The 15,944-nt window shown below is 71.3% G+C and carries 18 protein-coding genes and 1 tRNA gene; 9 read left to right on the top strand and 10 right to left on the bottom strand.

Features of this window, described 5'->3' with window-relative positions:
* Positions 1–79: 79 nt before the first annotated feature.
* Entirely contained in the window at positions 80–289 is a 210-nt protein-coding gene (locus tag OHS33_RS17320; RefSeq protein ID WP_330331316.1) for a hypothetical protein, read from the bottom strand.
* Positions 290–468: 179 nt separating this feature from the next.
* Between OHS33_RS17320 and OHS33_RS17325 the strand changes: the two genes are divergently transcribed.
* A tRNA-Gly gene (locus OHS33_RS17325) sits at positions 469–542 on the top strand.
* Positions 543–639: 97 nt separating this feature from the next.
* Here OHS33_RS17325 and OHS33_RS17330 read toward each other — a convergent pair.
* A complete protein-coding gene (locus OHS33_RS17330) occupies positions 640–1,554 on the bottom strand; it encodes a LysR family transcriptional regulator (protein WP_330331317.1) in 915 nt (304 codons plus the stop codon).
* Positions 1,555–1,625: 71 nt separating this feature from the next.
* Between OHS33_RS17330 and OHS33_RS17335 the strand changes: the two genes are divergently transcribed.
* The 3 genes from OHS33_RS17335 (at position 1,626) to OHS33_RS17345 (ending at position 4,117) form a co-directional block, all read left to right on the top strand.
* A complete protein-coding gene (locus OHS33_RS17335) occupies positions 1,626–2,279 on the top strand; it encodes a maleylpyruvate isomerase family mycothiol-dependent enzyme (RefSeq protein WP_330331318.1) in 654 nt (217 codons plus the stop codon).
* Positions 2,280–2,284: 5 nt separating this feature from the next.
* Entirely contained in the window at positions 2,285–2,800 is a 516-nt protein-coding gene (locus OHS33_RS17340) for a DUF1772 domain-containing protein (RefSeq protein WP_330331319.1), read from the top strand.
* Positions 2,801–2,869: 69 nt separating this feature from the next.
* Positions 2,870–4,117 (top strand): SLC13 family permease, encoded by a 1,248-nt coding sequence (locus OHS33_RS17345; protein WP_330331320.1) that lies wholly within the window; start codon positions 2,870–2,872, stop codon positions 4,115–4,117.
* Between the two features lie 20 nt (positions 4,118–4,137).
* On the opposite strand, the gene OHS33_RS17350 is transcribed toward OHS33_RS17345, so the two are convergent.
* The gene (locus tag OHS33_RS17350; protein WP_330331321.1) at positions 4,138–4,977 is read right to left on the bottom strand and encodes an oxidoreductase; all 840 of its coding nucleotides are present in this window, start codon (positions 4,975–4,977) and stop codon (positions 4,138–4,140) included.
* Between the two features lie 111 nt (positions 4,978–5,088).
* Here OHS33_RS17350 and OHS33_RS17355 point away from each other — a divergent pair, with 111 nt between their 5' ends.
* The 5 genes from OHS33_RS17355 (at position 5,089) to OHS33_RS17375 (ending at position 7,767) form a co-directional block, all read left to right on the top strand.
* Entirely contained in the window at positions 5,089–5,502 is a 414-nt protein-coding gene (locus tag OHS33_RS17355) for a MerR family transcriptional regulator (protein ID WP_330331322.1), read from the top strand.
* A gap of 131 nt (positions 5,503–5,633) precedes the next feature.
* The gene (locus tag OHS33_RS17360; RefSeq protein ID WP_330331323.1) at positions 5,634–6,398 is read left to right on the top strand and encodes an alpha/beta fold hydrolase; all 765 of its coding nucleotides are present in this window, start codon (positions 5,634–5,636) and stop codon (positions 6,396–6,398) included.
* A 240-nt stretch (positions 6,399–6,638) separates the two neighbouring features.
* Entirely contained in the window at positions 6,639–7,214 is a 576-nt protein-coding gene (locus OHS33_RS17365) for a DUF5994 family protein (RefSeq protein WP_330331324.1), read from the top strand.
* Positions 7,215–7,219: 5 nt separating this feature from the next.
* On the top strand, positions 7,220–7,408 hold the full coding sequence (locus OHS33_RS17370) for a hypothetical protein (protein WP_330331325.1): 189 nt from the start codon (positions 7,220–7,222) through the stop codon (positions 7,406–7,408).
* A gap of 92 nt (positions 7,409–7,500) precedes the next feature.
* Entirely contained in the window at positions 7,501–7,767 is a 267-nt protein-coding gene (locus OHS33_RS17375; protein ID WP_330331326.1) for a hypothetical protein, read from the top strand.
* A gap of 57 nt (positions 7,768–7,824) precedes the next feature.
* Here OHS33_RS17375 and metC read toward each other — a convergent pair whose 3' ends face one another.
* The 7 genes from metC to OHS33_RS17410 all read right to left on the bottom strand — a co-directional run bounded on the left by metC (position 7,825) and on the right by OHS33_RS17410 (position 15,797).
* Positions 7,825–9,048 carry a cystathionine beta-lyase gene (metC, locus tag OHS33_RS17380; protein ID WP_330331327.1) on the bottom strand — a complete coding sequence of 408 codons (1,224 nt, stop codon included), beginning with the start codon at positions 9,046–9,048 and terminating at the stop codon, positions 7,825–7,827.
* Entirely contained in the window at positions 9,045–10,325 is a 1,281-nt protein-coding gene (locus OHS33_RS17385; protein ID WP_330331328.1) for an MFS transporter, read from the bottom strand. Before OHS33_RS17385 ends, metC begins: the two co-directional genes overlap by 4 nt.
* Positions 10,322–11,221 carry a sulfurtransferase gene (locus OHS33_RS17390; protein WP_330331329.1) on the bottom strand — a complete coding sequence of 300 codons (900 nt, stop codon included), beginning with the start codon at positions 11,219–11,221 and terminating at the stop codon, positions 10,322–10,324. Before OHS33_RS17390 ends, OHS33_RS17385 begins: the two co-directional genes overlap by 4 nt.
* Positions 11,218–12,459: an ATP-grasp domain-containing protein gene (locus tag OHS33_RS17395; protein WP_330331330.1), complete on the bottom strand. Its 1,242-nt coding sequence runs from the start codon at positions 12,457–12,459 to the stop codon at positions 11,218–11,220. The genes OHS33_RS17390 and OHS33_RS17395 overlap by 4 nt, the downstream gene beginning before the upstream one ends.
* A 45-nt stretch (positions 12,460–12,504) precedes the next feature.
* Complete coding sequence (locus OHS33_RS17400; RefSeq protein ID WP_330331331.1) at positions 12,505–13,758, bottom strand: radical SAM protein; 1,254 nt, start codon at positions 13,756–13,758, stop codon at positions 12,505–12,507.
* Positions 13,759–13,872: 114 nt separating this feature from the next.
* Entirely contained in the window at positions 13,873–15,024 is a 1,152-nt protein-coding gene (locus tag OHS33_RS17405; RefSeq protein ID WP_330331332.1) for an ATP-grasp domain-containing protein, read from the bottom strand.
* 419 nt (positions 15,025–15,443) lie between these two features.
* Complete coding sequence (locus OHS33_RS17410) at positions 15,444–15,797, bottom strand: VOC family protein (RefSeq protein ID WP_330331333.1); 354 nt, start codon at positions 15,795–15,797, stop codon at positions 15,444–15,446.
* Positions 15,798–15,944 lie beyond the last annotated feature (147 nt).

Consider the following 15,944-nt stretch of genomic DNA (forward strand, 5'->3'; position numbering starts at 1 on the left):
GAGGATACGCAGAGCGCGCGGGCCACCCCCAATCGAGTGCGCCCGCGCGCGTCAGCGGCTGCTCCTGTTTCCGCTCCCGCTACCGCTTGGGCGAGCCCACGGGCACCGCGTGCCGAAGCCGCGCGCACCGCGGACACCGGATGAGCCGCCCCGGACCGATCCGACCGGCCCCGAGCTGCTGCATCGGGAACGAAGCGGTGCTGAATACATGCCCTTCGGCACAACGGACGACGGTGTGCTCCATCGAGTCCCTTTCCCCAACGAGCCGTGCTGCGACGAATCGCCACATTAGGGGATGAACAAGACCCACTCCAGTCGCCGCTCCGCACCCCAACGGTACGCCCCAACTCCCGCGCCCACAGCCCCCGGTACCCCGCACGCCCCCCACCCCCACCGGGCCGAATTCACCGACAAGGGATCATGGGGTACAGTGTGCAACGATGCGGCACCAGGTAATTGGCCCGCTGTGCGGATGTAGTTTAATGGTAGAACATGAGCTTCCCAAGCTTATAGCGCGGGTTCGATTCCCGTCATCCGCTCCATGACAAAGCCCCAGGTCAGCGACCTGGGGCTTGTTTGTTGTCCAGGCCTCCAGGGGCTCGTGTGCCAAGGGCGTGCCACAACCGCCCTCGCCGCGCGTCAGGTTGGGCTGAGGGTGGTACGCAGCAGGTCCAGGAAGACGGTGGCTGCGGGGCTGGAGGGGCCGTTCGTCCGCCAGGCCAGAGCTACCCGGGCGCGTAGCCGCGGCTCGGAGATCTCCAGCGTCCGCAGCCCGAAGGCCGACGCCGTGCCGGCGGGGAGGGCGGGGAGCACCGCCACGCCGAGACCGCGGGCGGCGAGCTGGGCGAGGAACAGCGGTGCGGCTGCCTCGAAGGCGACGCGGGGCTGGAACCCGGCCCGCGCACACGCACGGTCGAGGACTCCGCGGATGCCCGTGCCACGCGGCAGGCCGATCAGTGGGCGGTCGCGGAGCTCGGCCAACGGGATGCTCGAACGGTCCGGGTGCGTGAGGGCGGGGTCGTCCGGGGCGACGGCCGCGACCAGGGGTACGTCGACCAGGACCTGGAGGGAGACGCCGGGCGGGGGCTCCTCGTCCGCGAGTCCGATCACGGCGATGTCGAGTTCCCCACGCATCAGTGCGGTGAGCATCCGCTCCGAGGTGTCCTCGGTCAGGGCGATCTCGACCTTGGGGTGGTCCTCGTGGAAACCTGCCAGGACGGCGGCCAGGTCGAACTCATGGGCCGCCGCGGCTGCGCCCGAGACGAGGCCGAGGGTGACCTGGCCGCGCAGCAGCCCGGTGAACTCTTCCGCGGTCTGCCGTACCGCTTCGACGGCGGTGAGCGCGGCCCGTGCGTACGGCAGTACGGCCTCGCCCACCTCCGTCAGGGTCACCGACCGGCCCGAGCGGTCGAGCAGCGGATGCCCGAGTTCCTTTTCGAGCTGACGGACCTGGGCGCTCACACCCGGCTGCGCCAGGTGCAGACGGGCGGCCGCGCGGGTGAAGTTGGCTTCCTCCGCGACGGTGACGAAGTACCGCAGCTGCCGAATGTCCATAACTGATCATTCTAGTTGCGAGACATGCAAACTCTTGGACTTATGGCGGGGCTCCCACGAGCCTTGAGATCATGGGGAACACGACGCAACGGATACCAGCGGCGGAGATCAGAGCATCGATCGCGGCCGAACGCCGGGAACTGGCCGCCGTGCTGGACGGCTTGTCGGCCGAGGAGTGGGACGCGCCCACGCTGTGCGGGGGTTGGCGCGTACGGGAGGTCGCCGCCCACATGACGATGGGGTTCCGGTACTCGCTCCCCACGATGGCGCGGGAACTGATCGGAGCGCGGGGCAACCTCCACCGGATGACCGATCGATGCGCCCGCAAGGACGCGGCCGCCCATTCGACGCGTGAACTCGCCGCCTTCCTCCGCGACAACGCGGACCACCCCTGGAAGCCGCCGGTCGGCGGGATCGAGGCGGCCCTGGCCCACGACGTGATCCACGGCCTGGACATCACGGCCGCACTCGGCCTCGGCCGCCGGGTTCCCGAGGACCGCGTGCGCATCCTCCTGGAGAGCGTCGATGCCAGGACCCTCAGGTTCTTCCGAGCCGACCTCGGCGGCATCGAACTCCGCGCCACCGACCTCGACTGGTCCTTCGGCACCGGAACACCCCTGTCCGGCGCCGCACAGGATCTCCTCCTGCTCGCATACGGACGACGGCTCCCCCCGGGGCACGTCCACGGCGAACCGAGCGACCGCTTCGTCGACGTGCGGGGGTGACACACATGCGCATCCGGCTCCTCCAAGGGCTCGCCCTGCTCGCCACCGGTCTCCTCGCGGGCGCCTTCGGCTACGGCGCGGCCAACCTCGTCCCCGCCTTCAACGCCGTACCGCTCGACATGCGGCTGTCGTTCCACGCCGAGCTGATGAAGATGAACGGCATCACCATGCAGGCGGCCATGGCCGCCTCCACGCTCAGCTCCCTCGCCCTCGCGGCCCTGACGCGCGGCCGCGCCCGGCTGATCGCGGGTACGGCAGGTCTGCTGACCCTCACCTCCTTCCTGATCACCCGGCTCGGCAATGTGCCGATCAACGGCCGGATCAAGAAATGGGCGCTCACCTCGGCCCCGGCCGATCACGCGGAGATCCTGCGGCGCTGGGAACTCTTCAACAACCTGCGCACGCTCACCGCGGTCGCCGCGTTCGCCCTGCTGGTCGTCCTCGCCCTCAGGCAATCGCCGACCGACCGGAAGCTGACGCACACCACCCTGGCATCCGGGCCGGGTCTTCGTGGCGCTTGAGCTGGGCAGGTCGGGGCGTCGCACGCGCCGATTGCCGGTCGCGGTGCCTCGGGGTGGAGGATCGGACCCATGCTGGTCGAGTCCCTGTCCGTCGCCGCGCTGGTCGTGGTGCTGGTCTGCGCCGTCGTACGTCCCTTCCGCTGGCCCGAGGCGGCCTTCGCGGTGCCGGCCGCGGCCGTGGTGGTCGCGACCGGGGCAATCCCGTTCTCGCACGTACGGGAGGAGGCCGAGCGGCTCGGTCCGGTGATCGGTTTCCTCGCCGCCGTTCTCGTCCTGGCCAAGCTCTGCGACGACGAGGGGCTCTTCCACGCCTGCGGCGGCTGGATGGCGCGCTGGGCTGCCGGTCGGCCGAGGCGGCTGCTCGGCGCCGTCTTCGTGCTCGCCTCGCTCGTCACGGCGGCCCTGAGCCTGGACGCCACGGTGGTCCTGATGACCCCGGTGGTCTTCGCGACGGCCGTACGGATGGGGGCGCGGCCCAAGCCGCACGTCTATGCCACCGCCCACCTGTCCAACACGGCGTCGCTGCTGCTGCCCGTCTCGAACCTGACGAACCTGCTGGCCTACACCGCGGCCGGGCTGAGTTTCACCCGCTTCGCCCTGTTGATGACGCTCCCGTGGCTGACCGCGATCGCCGTGGAGTACGGCGTCTTCCGCCGCTTCTTCGCCGCCGACCTGGCCGCGCCGGGCACGGACGGCGATGTCGGAAAGCCGCCCGAGATGCCGCTGTTCGCCCTGCTGACGGTGGCCGCCACGCTCATCGGCTTCGCCGTGACCTCCCTCGTCGGCATCGACCCGGCCTGGGCCGCCGCGGCAGGCGCGGGTGTCATGGCGGTACGCGCCCTCGCCCGCCGGCACACCACCCCGGTAAAGATCCTGCGGTCCGCCGCGCTGCCCTTCCTCGCCTTCGTCCTGGCCCTCGGCATCGTCGTCCGGGCCGTCGTCGACAACGGCCTCGGCCACGCGCTCGACCGGGTCCTGCCGGACGGCACCTCCCTCCCCGCGCTCCTTGGAACCGCCGCGGTGGCCGCCGTCCTCGCGAACCTGATCAACAACCTGCCCGCAGTCCTCGTCCTCGTCCCGCTGGCCGCACCGTCCGGCCCCGGCTCCGTCCTCGCGGTCCTCCTCGGCGTGAACATCGGCCCCAACCTCACCTACGCCGGCTCCCTCGCCACCCTCCTGTGGCGCCGCATCGCCCACCAGCACGACCATGCCATCGGCTTCAAGGAGTTCACCCTCCTCGGCCTGCTCACCACCCCGGCGGCCCTGGCCCTGTCGACCCTCGCCCTGTGGATCTCACTCCGTCTCATCGGCACCTGACACCCCTCGGCCAGGACTGATCAGACCGCTTCGCCGGTTCCGGTGGAGAGGGCCAGGTGGCGCCATTGGCCGAGTTCGCGCCGGACCAGATCCAGCTTCGCCTCGACGCGGTCGATCGCGTCCGCGCCCAGTTGCAGGCGCAGGGGCGGGTCGGGCACCTCGGTGATGTCGACGATGGCTTTCGCCGCCTTCGCCGGATCGCCCGGCTGGCGGCCGTCGTTTCCGGCCAGGGCCTCGCGCACCGGGCCCGCGCCGGCGGCGTAGTCGGCGATGGAGGCCGGTTCGACGCGCACGCTCAGCTTGCTGAGGAAGTCGGTGCGGAAGCCGCCCGGCTCGACGATCGTGACGCGGACGCCGAGCGGGGCCAGCTCGCCGTGCAGTGCCTCGGAGATGCCTTCGAGGGCGAACTTCGACGCGCCGTACAGACCCACCGCCGGGGCGGTGGCGAAGCCGCCCACCGAGCCGATGTTCAGGACGTGCCCGGAGCGCTGGGCGCGCAACGTCGGCAGGGTCGCCCGCAACGTGTTGAGCACGCCGAAGACGTTGACGTCGAACAGTGCCCGGGCGGCTTCGTCGGAGGTCTCCTCGATCGCGCCCACGAGACCGTAACCGGCGTTGTTGGCCACGATGTCGATCCGGCCGAATTTCGCCAGGCCGGCCTCCACCGCGGCCGTCAGCTGCGCCGGTTCGGTCACGTCCGCGTCCACCGCCAGCAGTCCGTCCGGCTGGTGCGGGTACGCCCGGAGCACCGCTGACGCGTCCCTCGCCGTGGCGATCACGCTGTGCCCCCGGTCCAGCGCTTCCCGCGTCATCTCCGCGCCGAGCCCCCGCGATGCCCCGGTGACAAACCAAACGCTCATGTTCTCCCCTGTTCCGATGCGCCGATGCGCCGATGGCCCGATGGGCCGACACCACGACGCTAGAACCTAGAGTCGTGTCTAGATCAACAGCTGTGTGAGGGAGGGGCGTTCATGGACCTGAGCATCGGTGAGGTGGCACGGCGCAGTGGGCTGAGCGTGCACGCGCTGCGGTTCTACGAGCGGGAGGGCCTGTTCGCCAACCCGGTGCGCCGCCTGTCCAACGGCCGCCGGATCTATCACGAAGAGGACCTGGAGTGGCTGGCCATCTGTACGAAGCTGCGCTCCTCCGGCATGCCCCTGGCGATGATCCGGCAGTACGTCGAACTGGCCCAGCAGGGCCCGGGCAACGAACACGAGCGCCTTGAGCTGCTGCGCCGGCACGAGAGCCACGTGGAGACGCAGATCCGCGAACTGCAGGACACCCTGGACGTGATGCGGGACAAGGTGCGGATCTACGAGGACCACATCGCCCGCGGCGAAGCCGACCGGCTCTGGAATCCGTCCCGTCCGGCAGCTGCCCACTGACGGTGATCGCGGGCGGGGCGCCTGTTCACGGCGCGGGGTGTCGCATTGCCCCGGACCGGCGGCGAACGCAAGACTGGGTCGCCGGCGACCTCCGGCATCCGTGCACGGCCATCTCACGAGCAGGGGATGTTGTGACAGGACAGGTCATTCCGCACGAGGTACTGGGCAGCGGTTCCGAACGGGCCCTGCTGCTCCACAACTGGTTCGGCGACCGGTCGAGCTTCGGCCCGATGCGCGAGCACCTGCACGGGGACGCGTTCAGCTACGCCTTCCTCGACTGCCGGGGGTACGGGGAGGCGATCGGCACGGACGGCGCGTTCACCATGGAGGAGGTCGCCGAGGACGCCTTTGCCGTGGCCGACCACCTGGGCTGGGAGTCCTTCTCGGTCATCGGCCATTCCATGGGCGGCAAGGCTGCCCAGCTGATGCTGCTGGACGCACCGTCGCGCATCCGCTCGGTCATCGGCATCTCACCGGTTCCCGCCTCCGGCTTCCCCCTCGAAGGGGAGATGTGGGAGCTGTTCGCCGGCGCCGCGCAGAATCCGGGCAACCGCAGGGCGATCATCGACCACACCACCGGCGGGCGGCGCGACGACACCTGGCTCGACGCCATGGTCAGCCGCTCGGTGGAGCGTTCCTCGGCACCGGCCTTCCGCGCCTACCTGGACTCATGGGCGCGGGTCGACTTCCACGAGCGGGTGAAGGACAACCCGGCCCCGGTACTCCTCCTCGCCGGTGCGGACGACCCGGCCCTGGGAGCCGAGGCCATGCGCAGCACCTGGATGCAGTGGTATCCGAACGCCCAGCTGGAGGTGCTCCCGGACACGGGGCACTACGCACCGGAGGAGTCCCCGGAGGCCGTCGCCGTGGCCGTCGAGCGGTACCTCGGGCGCTGAGGCTTCAGGACCGGGCTGCCGGGGCGGCGCCGACCGTACTCCGTCGCCCCGGCAGTGAGGCACTCTCCAGCCAAACCGTCGCTGCCGGAAGATCCCTGGTCAGAACCTGCTCGCGGGCGCTCGAACCGGAGTACGGTGGAGCAACCGGGAGTATTTCGCACACCCGCTCCGCTGCGGACGTCGTTTCCGGCGATCACTGCACCGGGCCGTTCGCGAACGGCCCGGGGACGGGTCCGTGACATGACTACGACCCTTGGCCGCGCCGAGTCCCCCGTGCACGCTCCCGTCGTTCCGGCACGCCTGTCCCTCACGCCGAAGACCGCTCTCGCGGGCCAGCTGGACGGTGCCTGGTGGCCCCGTTCGCGTGACCTCGAAACCGAGCTCCCCGCGCTGGCCGCCGCCCTCGAAGCGCCCTGGGGGCGCATCACCCGCGTCACCGTGAACCCCACCCGCTGGCCCGTCGTCCCGCACGCGGTTCCCGTGAGCGGGCAGGTGCTGCACGTGGGCTGGTTCACCGAACAGGACCCCCACAAGCTGATCCTGCTCTCCTACTCCGTCGGCCGCTGGGACCTCCTCGTCGTCCCTCCCGAGACCGGTCCCGCCGCAGCGGCCCGGCTGATGGCCGCCGCCGCGATCCCCGGCAGCGTTCTCACCGCGAGCGTCCTGATGGCCAACGAAGCCGCCATCGGGCGCGGCATCCGCGACGCCCAGCGCCAGGAATCCGGCTGGGAGAGCGAAGGCGGGGCCTGCATGTCCCCCTTCGGGAATCCGATCGACCGGGGCACCCTCCCGCTGCCCGGGAACGGCTGGAGGTGAGTTCCGTGGAGACCATCGTCCTCATCGCGGTGATGATCCTCGTGACCGTCATCGGAATGCGCCTGATCCACCGGCTCAACGCGCAGCACGACGCGCGGATCGCGGCCCACCACTTCAGCGAGCCCCTGCCGAGACCTCCCGGTCTGTCGGCCGGCACCAGTCGTCGAGCCCACCGCACGGATGCCGACCGGTGAGGAACGTGCGTTCCTCCTGACCGGGGCCGTCGGGCGGGCGCCCCGCGCCCACCCGCCGAATCCTCCGCCCACTACGAAGGGAACCCGCCCACGTGAAGTACATCGAGACCCAGACACTGCCGTCGCTCGGAACCGCCGAGGTCCGCATCATCGCGCACACGCCCGAGGCCGCCCGAGCAGTCGCGGAAGCCCTCCGTGACTGCTTCGCCGGCGCCGAGCAGCGCAGCTACCCCGGTCTCGACGGCGACACCCGCCTCCACCTCACCGTGGACACCGCGACACCCGGCGCCCCCGCCCGCACCTGGCTGGCCACCAGCAGAACCCCCGTCGGTACCGGAGCCCACTCCGACGAGACCTGAGAACCCCGGCCCAGGCCCCGGCCCCGAAGCCCACCCCGCACACGAGATACGAGACGGTCAGGGCTCTCGGGGGCTGCTCAGCAGGGCTTCGAAGCCCGCCGTCAGGTCCTTCTTCAGGTCGTCCAGGCTCTCGAAGCCGACGTGGACCCGGACCAGGGGCCCGCGTCCCGCCCACGTGCCCGGCAGGCGGTGGGAGACCGGGTCGGCCGGCACGATCAGGCTCTCGTAGCCGCCGTAGCTGTGGCCGAGGCCGAAGACCCGCAGTCGGCCGAGCATCGCGTCGACGGCCGGTTTGCCGAAGCCCGGCTCCAGTTCCACCCCGAAGAGCCCCGCCGCGCCGGTGAAGTCGCGGCGCCACAGGTCGTGGCCGGGATCCCCGGGCAGCCCCGGGTTCAGGACGGCCACCACGCCCTCCTGGCCCGCGGTCCAGCGGGCCAGCTCCAGCCCCTGCTCCTGGTGCCGGCCCAGCCGTACACCCAGGGTGCGCAGCCCGCGCAGGCCCAGGTAGACGTCGTCGGCGCCCGCGCACTGGCCGAGCCGGATGGCCGCGCCCCGGATGACCGGGTAGCTCTCCTCGGTGCAGACGATCGCGCCGAGGAGGCTGTCCGCGTGCCCCGTCAGGTACTTGGTCGCGGAGTGCACCACCGCGTCCACACCCGCACCCAGCGCCAGCGGTCGGCAGAAGGCGGGCGTGGCCCAGGTGTTGTCCGCGATGGTGACCACCCCGCGGGCCCGGCAGACGGCGGTGACCGCCGGGATGTCCTGCACCTCGAAGGTGGTGGAGCCCGGGGACTCCAGGTAGAGCAGCCGGGTCCGCGGGCGGATCAGCGCCTCGATCGCGGCGCCGCCCGCGTCCGGAGGGTAGTACTCGGTCTCCACGCCCAGCGCGGCGAGCGAGTCGCAGAACTTCCGGGTCGGCAGGTAGACCGAGTCGCTGACGAGGATGTGGTCTCCGGCCCGGACGTACGCGAGGATCGCCGTGGTGATCGCCGAGAGTCCGGAGCAGGTCGCCACCGCCGCGTGGCCGCCCTCCAGTTCGGTCAGCGCCTCCTCGAAGGCGCGGCCGGTGGGGGTGCCGAAGCGCCCGTAGACCGGGGTGCCGCGCTTGAGCGGGTCCGCCTGGGAGGCGTCCATCTCGGCGACGTCCTGGTAGAGGGCGGTGGAGGCGCGGTACACGGGCGGGTTGACGTAGCCGCTCTGCCGGCGCGGATCGGACCCGGCGTGCACGAGCCGGGTCTCCCGCGAGGAAGAGGTGGAGGTGGAGGTGGAGGGATCGTTCACCGGGTCACCGCCGCTTCGGCCAGGGGCGGTTCGGGGACGGCGGGCCGTCGGCGGCCGCCCAGCAGCAGGGCGAGCAGCGCCGCGCCCGCACACTGCGCCGCCACCACCAGCCAGAACGTGCCCAGGTCGCCCGCAGCCTCGTAGTGGGCGAAGACGAACCCTCCGACGACGCCGGCGAGGAGTCCGCCGATGCCGGCGGTCAGCCGCTGGACGCCGAAGGCGAAGGCGGGGTTTCCCGGCACGCGGTCGACGAGTTCCAGGTCGCAGCGCAGGAAGAGGAAGATCTCGCCGAGGGTGAAGAGGGCGGTGCCGGCCAGCAGGGCCGGGGTGCTGCCGAGGGACATGGCTCCCATGCCCAGCGCCATCAGGGTGAACGAGCCGACCACCAGCAGGCGGTAGTCGGCGCGCGCGATGCGGTCGGCGAGGGCCGGCTGGAGCAGCACCACCATGGCGCAGTTGAGCAGCATGACCCAGCCCAGGACCTGGATGTGGGACACCCCGGCCGCGTACAGGCCCATGAAACTCTGGAAGAAGAAGTAGAGGTAGAAGGCGAGGGCGGTGAAGAGGACCGGGCGCAGCGCACCGCGCAGCGCCGCCCAGTTCCCGCTGACCGGTGCGGCCCCGGCCACCGCCACCGCCGGAGCCGGGTCCGGGGCCGCGATCGGCCGGGGCGCGACCGGCTTGAGGGCGGCCTGGTGGGCCGCGGTGATCAGGGCGAAGAGCCCGGCGAGGCCGATGAGCAGCAGCACGGGGTCGGCGTCGATCAGCAGTGCGGCGAGCAACGGCCCCAGCCCCATGCCCGCGTTGAGGGCGGCGCTGCTCACCCCGAGGAAGAGCGGGCGCAGTTCGTCGGAGACGCTGGTGACGATGTACGCCTTGTTCGCCGGGAGGTACAGCGCCGGACCGCCCGCGACGAGGACGACGGCCGGGTACGCGACCCAGGGCGCCTTGACCGCCAGCCCGAGCAGGACCAGGCCGGCCGTGCGCAGGGTGAGCGCGAGCACCATGGTCCGCTTGAGCCCGAGCCGGTCCACGACCGCGCCGCCCAGGATGCTCCCGCCGAACTGGATGAAGGTGGCCACGGCCACCAGCACCCCGGCCACCCGGACGTCGAGGCCGACGGCCTCGACCATGAGCACGCCGATGAACGGGGTGACCATGTAGCTGCCGAAGGCGACGACGAAGGACAGGCCGATCAGGGCCTTGAGGCCGGCGGGCAGGCCGGTGAAGGTCCGCCACTTCGCGGTGAGCCCGCCGCCGCGGCGCCCCCCGGTCACGGTGAGCCGCTCTCGCCGGTGGCCTCGCCGAGAGCCTCGCCGCCCGTGGCCACCGGGCGGTCGGAAGGCAGGCCCCACTCGCTCCACGAGCCGTCGTACACGGCGAGGTCGCGGTAGCCGGCCAGGGTGGCCCCGAGCGCGAGGACGCAGGCGGTGACCCCGGAACCGCAGGAGAAGTACAGCCGCTCACGGCCCCCGGCCGCCGCCTCGAACTCCCGTCGCAGCTCGTCCGCGGGCCGCATCGCGCCGCCGTCCCGCTGGAGCTCCCCGAAGGGCAGGCTGGCGGAACCCGGCATGTGGCCGCCGCGCAGCCCCGGGCGCGGTTCGGGCGCGGTACCGGCGTACCGCTCGCGGGTGCGTGCGTCGAGGACGGCGGCGGCCGGGTCGGCGAGGGCCGCGGTGACGGCGTCGGCGTCCACGATCAGGCCGGGCCGGGGCCGGGCGGTGAAGGTGCCGCGCGGGCCGTCGTACCGGGCGGGCTCCCGCTCGACCGGGCGGCCGGCCGCGGTCCAGGCGGGCAGGCCGCCGTCGAGGACGGCGACCCGGTCGAAGCCCATGGCGCGCAGCATCCACCAGGCGCGGGCGCTGGAGTAGATGCCCTGTGCGTCGTAGACCACGACCGTGTCGGTGTCGTTCACGCCGAGCGCGCGCAGGGCCTCCTCGAGCTGCGGGACCCCGGGCATGGTGTGCGGGGCGGCGGCGGTGTGGTCGGACAGCGCCCCGTCGAGGTCGAAGGGCCGGGCCCCGGGGATGCGCGCGGCCGCGCCCCGGTGGGCGCCGACGGAGGCGTCGAAGAGGACCACGCCCTCCCCGCGCCGTGCGGCCAGCCAGTCGGCCCCGACGAGCGGGCCGGTGAGCCCGTCGGAAGCGGGGCCGGGGCGTGCCGTCGCGCTCATGCGGTGCCTCCGGAAACGATTCCGCCCGAGCCGGCGGCGGGCCGCCACACGGTGTTGTCGGCGAACCAGCCCGCCACGTGTTCGAGATTCGCGGCCACGTCCTCCTCCGTGTCCCCGTCGACCACGTAGCCGGCCAGGAACAGTCCGGACTTGACCCCGCCGTGGAACTCCTGGCCGACCGCCCCGGTCAGCATCACCTCGCGCACGCAGCCGGGTTGCCCGGCCTCGGTCCCGGCCTCCGGCAGCTTCTCCAGTACCCCGTTCTGCGGCGGGATGTTCAGGGCCCCGGCGGGCCGGTAGATGGGCGCGCCGAGGGTCGAGGGCAGGCCGCACTCCGCGTACAGCCACTCCTTGTCCAGGTCGATCCCGAACGCGTGCCGGACCATCGCGCTGATCATGCCGCCGCCGGTGCGGCTGGCGATCTCGCAGAAGACCAGCCGGTCGTCGGGCGTGATCCAGAACTCGGCGTGGAAAGCGGTCTGCGCAGGGGTCGGCAGCTCGGCCAGGACCGCCCGCACCGCCTTGACCAGCCGGTCGTACGCCGGGTCCTGCGGGGTGAGCGGGAGGTTGGCCACCCAGTCGTTGTCCCGGAAGGACAGGCAGTCGTTGACGTAGCGGAAGGGGTGGACGAAGACCACCTCGCCGCCCGCCACCAGCCCGTCCACGTGGTACATCTGGCCGGGCACGAAGGCCTCGATCTCGCTGATCCCCCGCCACGGGCTGGCCAGGTACGCGTCCAGCTCCGCCTCGTCGCGGATGATCGCCGCGCCCAGCGAACCCGACTCGGACACCGGTTTGATCACGACCGGGTAGCCGTGCTCGGTGACGAAGCCGAGGGCCGTGTAGGCCGAGTCGATGCGCCGGTAGGCGGGCACGTCGACGGGTCCGCCCGCGAGGTGGTCCTTCATGACCACCTTGTCGCGGAAGGCGAGCGCGCTCGCGGTGTGCTGGCCCGGCAGGCCGAGCAGCTCCCGCAGTTGGGCGGCCCGTACGACGTCGGCCTCGGCTCGGGCGAAGACCGCCTCGACCGCGAACTCGCGGGCCAGGCGCAGGGCCGTCTTCTCGACCAGCTGGTTGGTGTCGTAGGCGTCGAAGGCGTGTACGTGCGGGAGATGGGAATAGCCCGCCGCGTACTCGGTCGCGGTCACGATGACCGGGACGATCCCCGAGCCGGCCAGCCACTGGTCGTACGGGGTCTTGGCATGGGGCGTCTTGGCGAAGACGAGGATGTGGCGCATCGCGGCGGTCTTCCTCTCTCGGGTCTCTCTCGGGTCTCTCTCGGGTCAGTTCTGCGAGTCGACGAGGAGCGGCAGCCGGCGCCGCTCGGGGACCCGGGAGATCAGGCCGAGTTCCTCGGACAGCTCGGTGGCGAAGCAGCCGTCCTTGTACGTGCCGGAGAGCCGCTTGGCGGTGAACGCCTCGATCTCGTCGTGGTCGAACTCCACGTCGTACGTGGTGGCGTCGCCCGCCTCGCCGGTGGTGACCGTGCGGACCAGGATCCCCAGGTGCGGCTCGAAGGTGTTGACGCAGCCGACGACGTCGCCGATCTTCTCGCGGCGGCCTTCGGGGCCGTCGGAGAGGACCTCCTCCTGCGCGGGGATGGCGGCGAACAGCTGACGGCCGGCCCGGCACCAGCCGACGTGGCTCGGGAAGCCCATGGCCTTGATGCCGAAGGTGCCGAAGTCCTCGCTGACGCCGAGCTGGAAGCCGAGCGGGACCGTCTCGTGGACCCACTTGAAGTCGCGGTAGGCCTGCTCGATCTCCTCGCGGGAGAGGCGCAGTTCGGGGTGGCGGCCGCCGTGGTCGGTGAAGTTGTTGAACCGTACGGTGGCCACGCCCAGGTTGTTGAAGTAGTGGGCGTAGCGCTCCAGGGAGGTGCGGCCGTGGTTGTGGCTGCCGATGGTGACGCCGATGTTGACCCGGAGGGCGTCCTCGGGGGCGATGCCCTTGTTGTACTCGGCGATGCGGCGCAGCACCTCCTCGGTCTCCGCGCCGGAGAAGACGCCCTTGATGGGGTACGTCTTGTGGTCGGTGACCTTGAGGTCCTCGTCGATCACGCCGTGGTAGGTGATGGAGATGGTGCCGTAGCCGTTCTTGACGGCCAGGTCGAGGAGCTCGGTCCAGTTGTCGGCGAGCAGCGGGCGGCCGCTGGTCCAGGCGTCGCCCTTCTCCATCGTCTCGGTGGGCTTGTGGTCGGACTCCTGCCGGAACTCACGGTTGTTGGCCGGTCCGTAGATCCTCATGAACTCGCCGTCGTAGGCGAAGCTGTCCACGTAGCGCGGGTAGACGTGGTAGCCGTGCGACTGGAGGCCCTCCAGGATGCGGGGGCCCTCCTCCATGGCGAAGGACTTGTCGTAGACCTTCTCGTAGTTGACGAACCAACAGTGCGTGCACTTCTGCCCGCAGGTGTTCTTGCCGACCTTGGTGTCGAGGTCGAGGTAGATGTGGATGTCCTCGCGCTTGATGTCCTTGAAGGGCATCGAGAACGGGGCATCGCCGTGGAAATCGTAGGAAATAGGATCGTTCTGGACAGACATGTATCCCCCGAGTGGTGGTGTCGTGGTGCGGCGGTGTGGTGGTGCGGTCAAGGAAAGATGAGGGGCGCCGGCCGGCTGGGGTCCGGCGCGTGGATCGAAACGGTCAGGGCGCGGTCAGGGCGCGGTGGTGACCGCTGGTACGGCGATCAGCTCCGCGACGGCGGCCGCGCAGGCCTCGGTGTCGGCGGCGGTCAGGACGGCCATGCCGAGCCGGTCCGTGGAGGACCGCAGCGGGCGGACCTCGTGCCCGGGGAGAACCGGGAGGTCCCAGGCATGGATGTGGCCGTGGGCGAGGGCGGGCGGCGGCGCGACGGCCGTCACGCGCCCCGGCTTCGCGGTGAGGAAGACGGTGGCGGCAGCGGCCGCCGTGGCGGGGTCGCGCCGGACCCCGGCTCCCACGGCCCAGCCGAGGGCGGCACGCCGCCATTCGACTCCCGTGGTGAGGCGGACCAGGTCGGCGATGCCGTCGCCGCCGAGCCGGGTGTGGGTCTCGATGACGACGACCTTGTCGCCGTCCACCATGACCTCGGTGTGGCTGGGTCCGTCGGTCAGACCGATGGCGTCGAGCAGCTCGCCGACCGCGTGGGCGACCAGCCGCTGCCGGCGCGCGTCCAGGGACGGCGGCGGCATCATGTGGCTGACCTCGATGAAGCCGTCCGTCGTGCCCTTCTCGGCGATACCCATGACGGTGTGCCGGCCGCCCGCCGAGAGCGCCTCGACGCTGAACTCGCGGCCTTCGGCGAACTGTTCGAGGAGGGTCGCGGCCGTGCGGCGGTCCGCGGGGAGGTCGTCGATGTCCTCGACCAGGGCGATGGAGGTGCTTCCGAACCCGTCGACCGGCTTGGCCACCGCCCGCCCGTGGGCGCCGAACAGGCGTGCCACGGCCTCCGGGTCATCGCCCGCCGCGAACGCCGGGTTCAGGTGCGGGGCCTCGCGCTCCAGGATCCGCCGCATCGCCAGCTTGTCGCGGGTGGCCCGTACGACGGCCGGGTCGACGCCGGCGACGCCGAGCCGGCGGGCTGCCAGTGCCGCCGGCTCCAGGCCGAATTCGGTGAGGGAGACGACGGCGGCGGGTGCCAGCGGCCGCAGGACCGCATCGGTGAAGGCCAGGAAGGCGGGCAGGTCGAGGAAGTCGGCGGTCAGGACCCGGGCGTCGGGGTCGAGGGCGGGCGCACCGGGCAACTGCACGTGAACCAGCTCACCGGGCAGCGACGCCGCCTCCCGGGCCACGGTCGGATTGGCACCGACGATCACAAGAACGGTCACATCGCGCACCCCCGCCGAGCGGACCTCACGCGATCCGTCCACAGCCCCCACTGCGTCCAATTTCTCTCCCCGCCCCCCTCGCCGACCGGTCGTTCGACCGGCGCGGTGTGCACAAGATCGCAAGGGTGACCGGCACTGTCAACAGTTTTGGGAACGGCCGGAATCCAGCCCCCTGACCCGCCCTGACCTGCATCCGGCCCACGATCCCGGGCCCGGCCAAGGAGCCGCACGGCCGAAAGCCCACCCCGCCCGGCGGCTCCCTGAAACGCCGGACCGAACAGTTCCAGCCAACTTTTTCGGCCGCCAGGACACACTCCGTTCACAAAACCACAGCAAAACCTACCGACGAGTATCCGGTTCCGGCCAATGTGACGGCCCGAGCGGCCGCACGGCGAAATTCAAAAGGGGGAGTGGTCCGGTCAGTAGTACTGGCACAGGCAGAACTCGTGCTCTTCCGGGTCCTCCATCACCACCACCACGCCCTCGGCGTACTCGTGCCGTTCGCCGGTGAACCGGCCGCCGAGATCCATGACCTGGGCCATGCCCTGGGCGATGTCGTCGACCACGACATCCAGGTGCACGCGCGCCTTGCCGTGCTTCGGCTCGGCAACGGGCTGGAAGACGAGCCGGGGTTGTGCGTCGTCCGGGTGGCCCAGATAGACCCAGCCGGGTTGGGACGGCCCCTTCGGGCGGTCGAGGAGGGCGCTCCAGAAGGCCGCCACCCGTTCCACGTCGATGCAGTCGATGGTCACTCCGGACCAGCGGTTCGCCATGCTGTCAGCACTCCTCACGTTGTCGGACGGAATGTCCGGCTCTCGCGGATCCGTTGACCAGCGAGCTGCCAGGTGCTCACACCCCTCATGCCCTGACCTGCCGTTCTCCCGTTCAGCGTTTGTCTACCGGCTCGCGTCAAGGTGACC

Origin of the sequence: Streptomyces sp. NBC_00536, from assembly GCF_036346295.1 — a bacterium.
GTDB lineage: Bacteria > Actinomycetota > Actinomycetes > Streptomycetales > Streptomycetaceae > Streptomyces.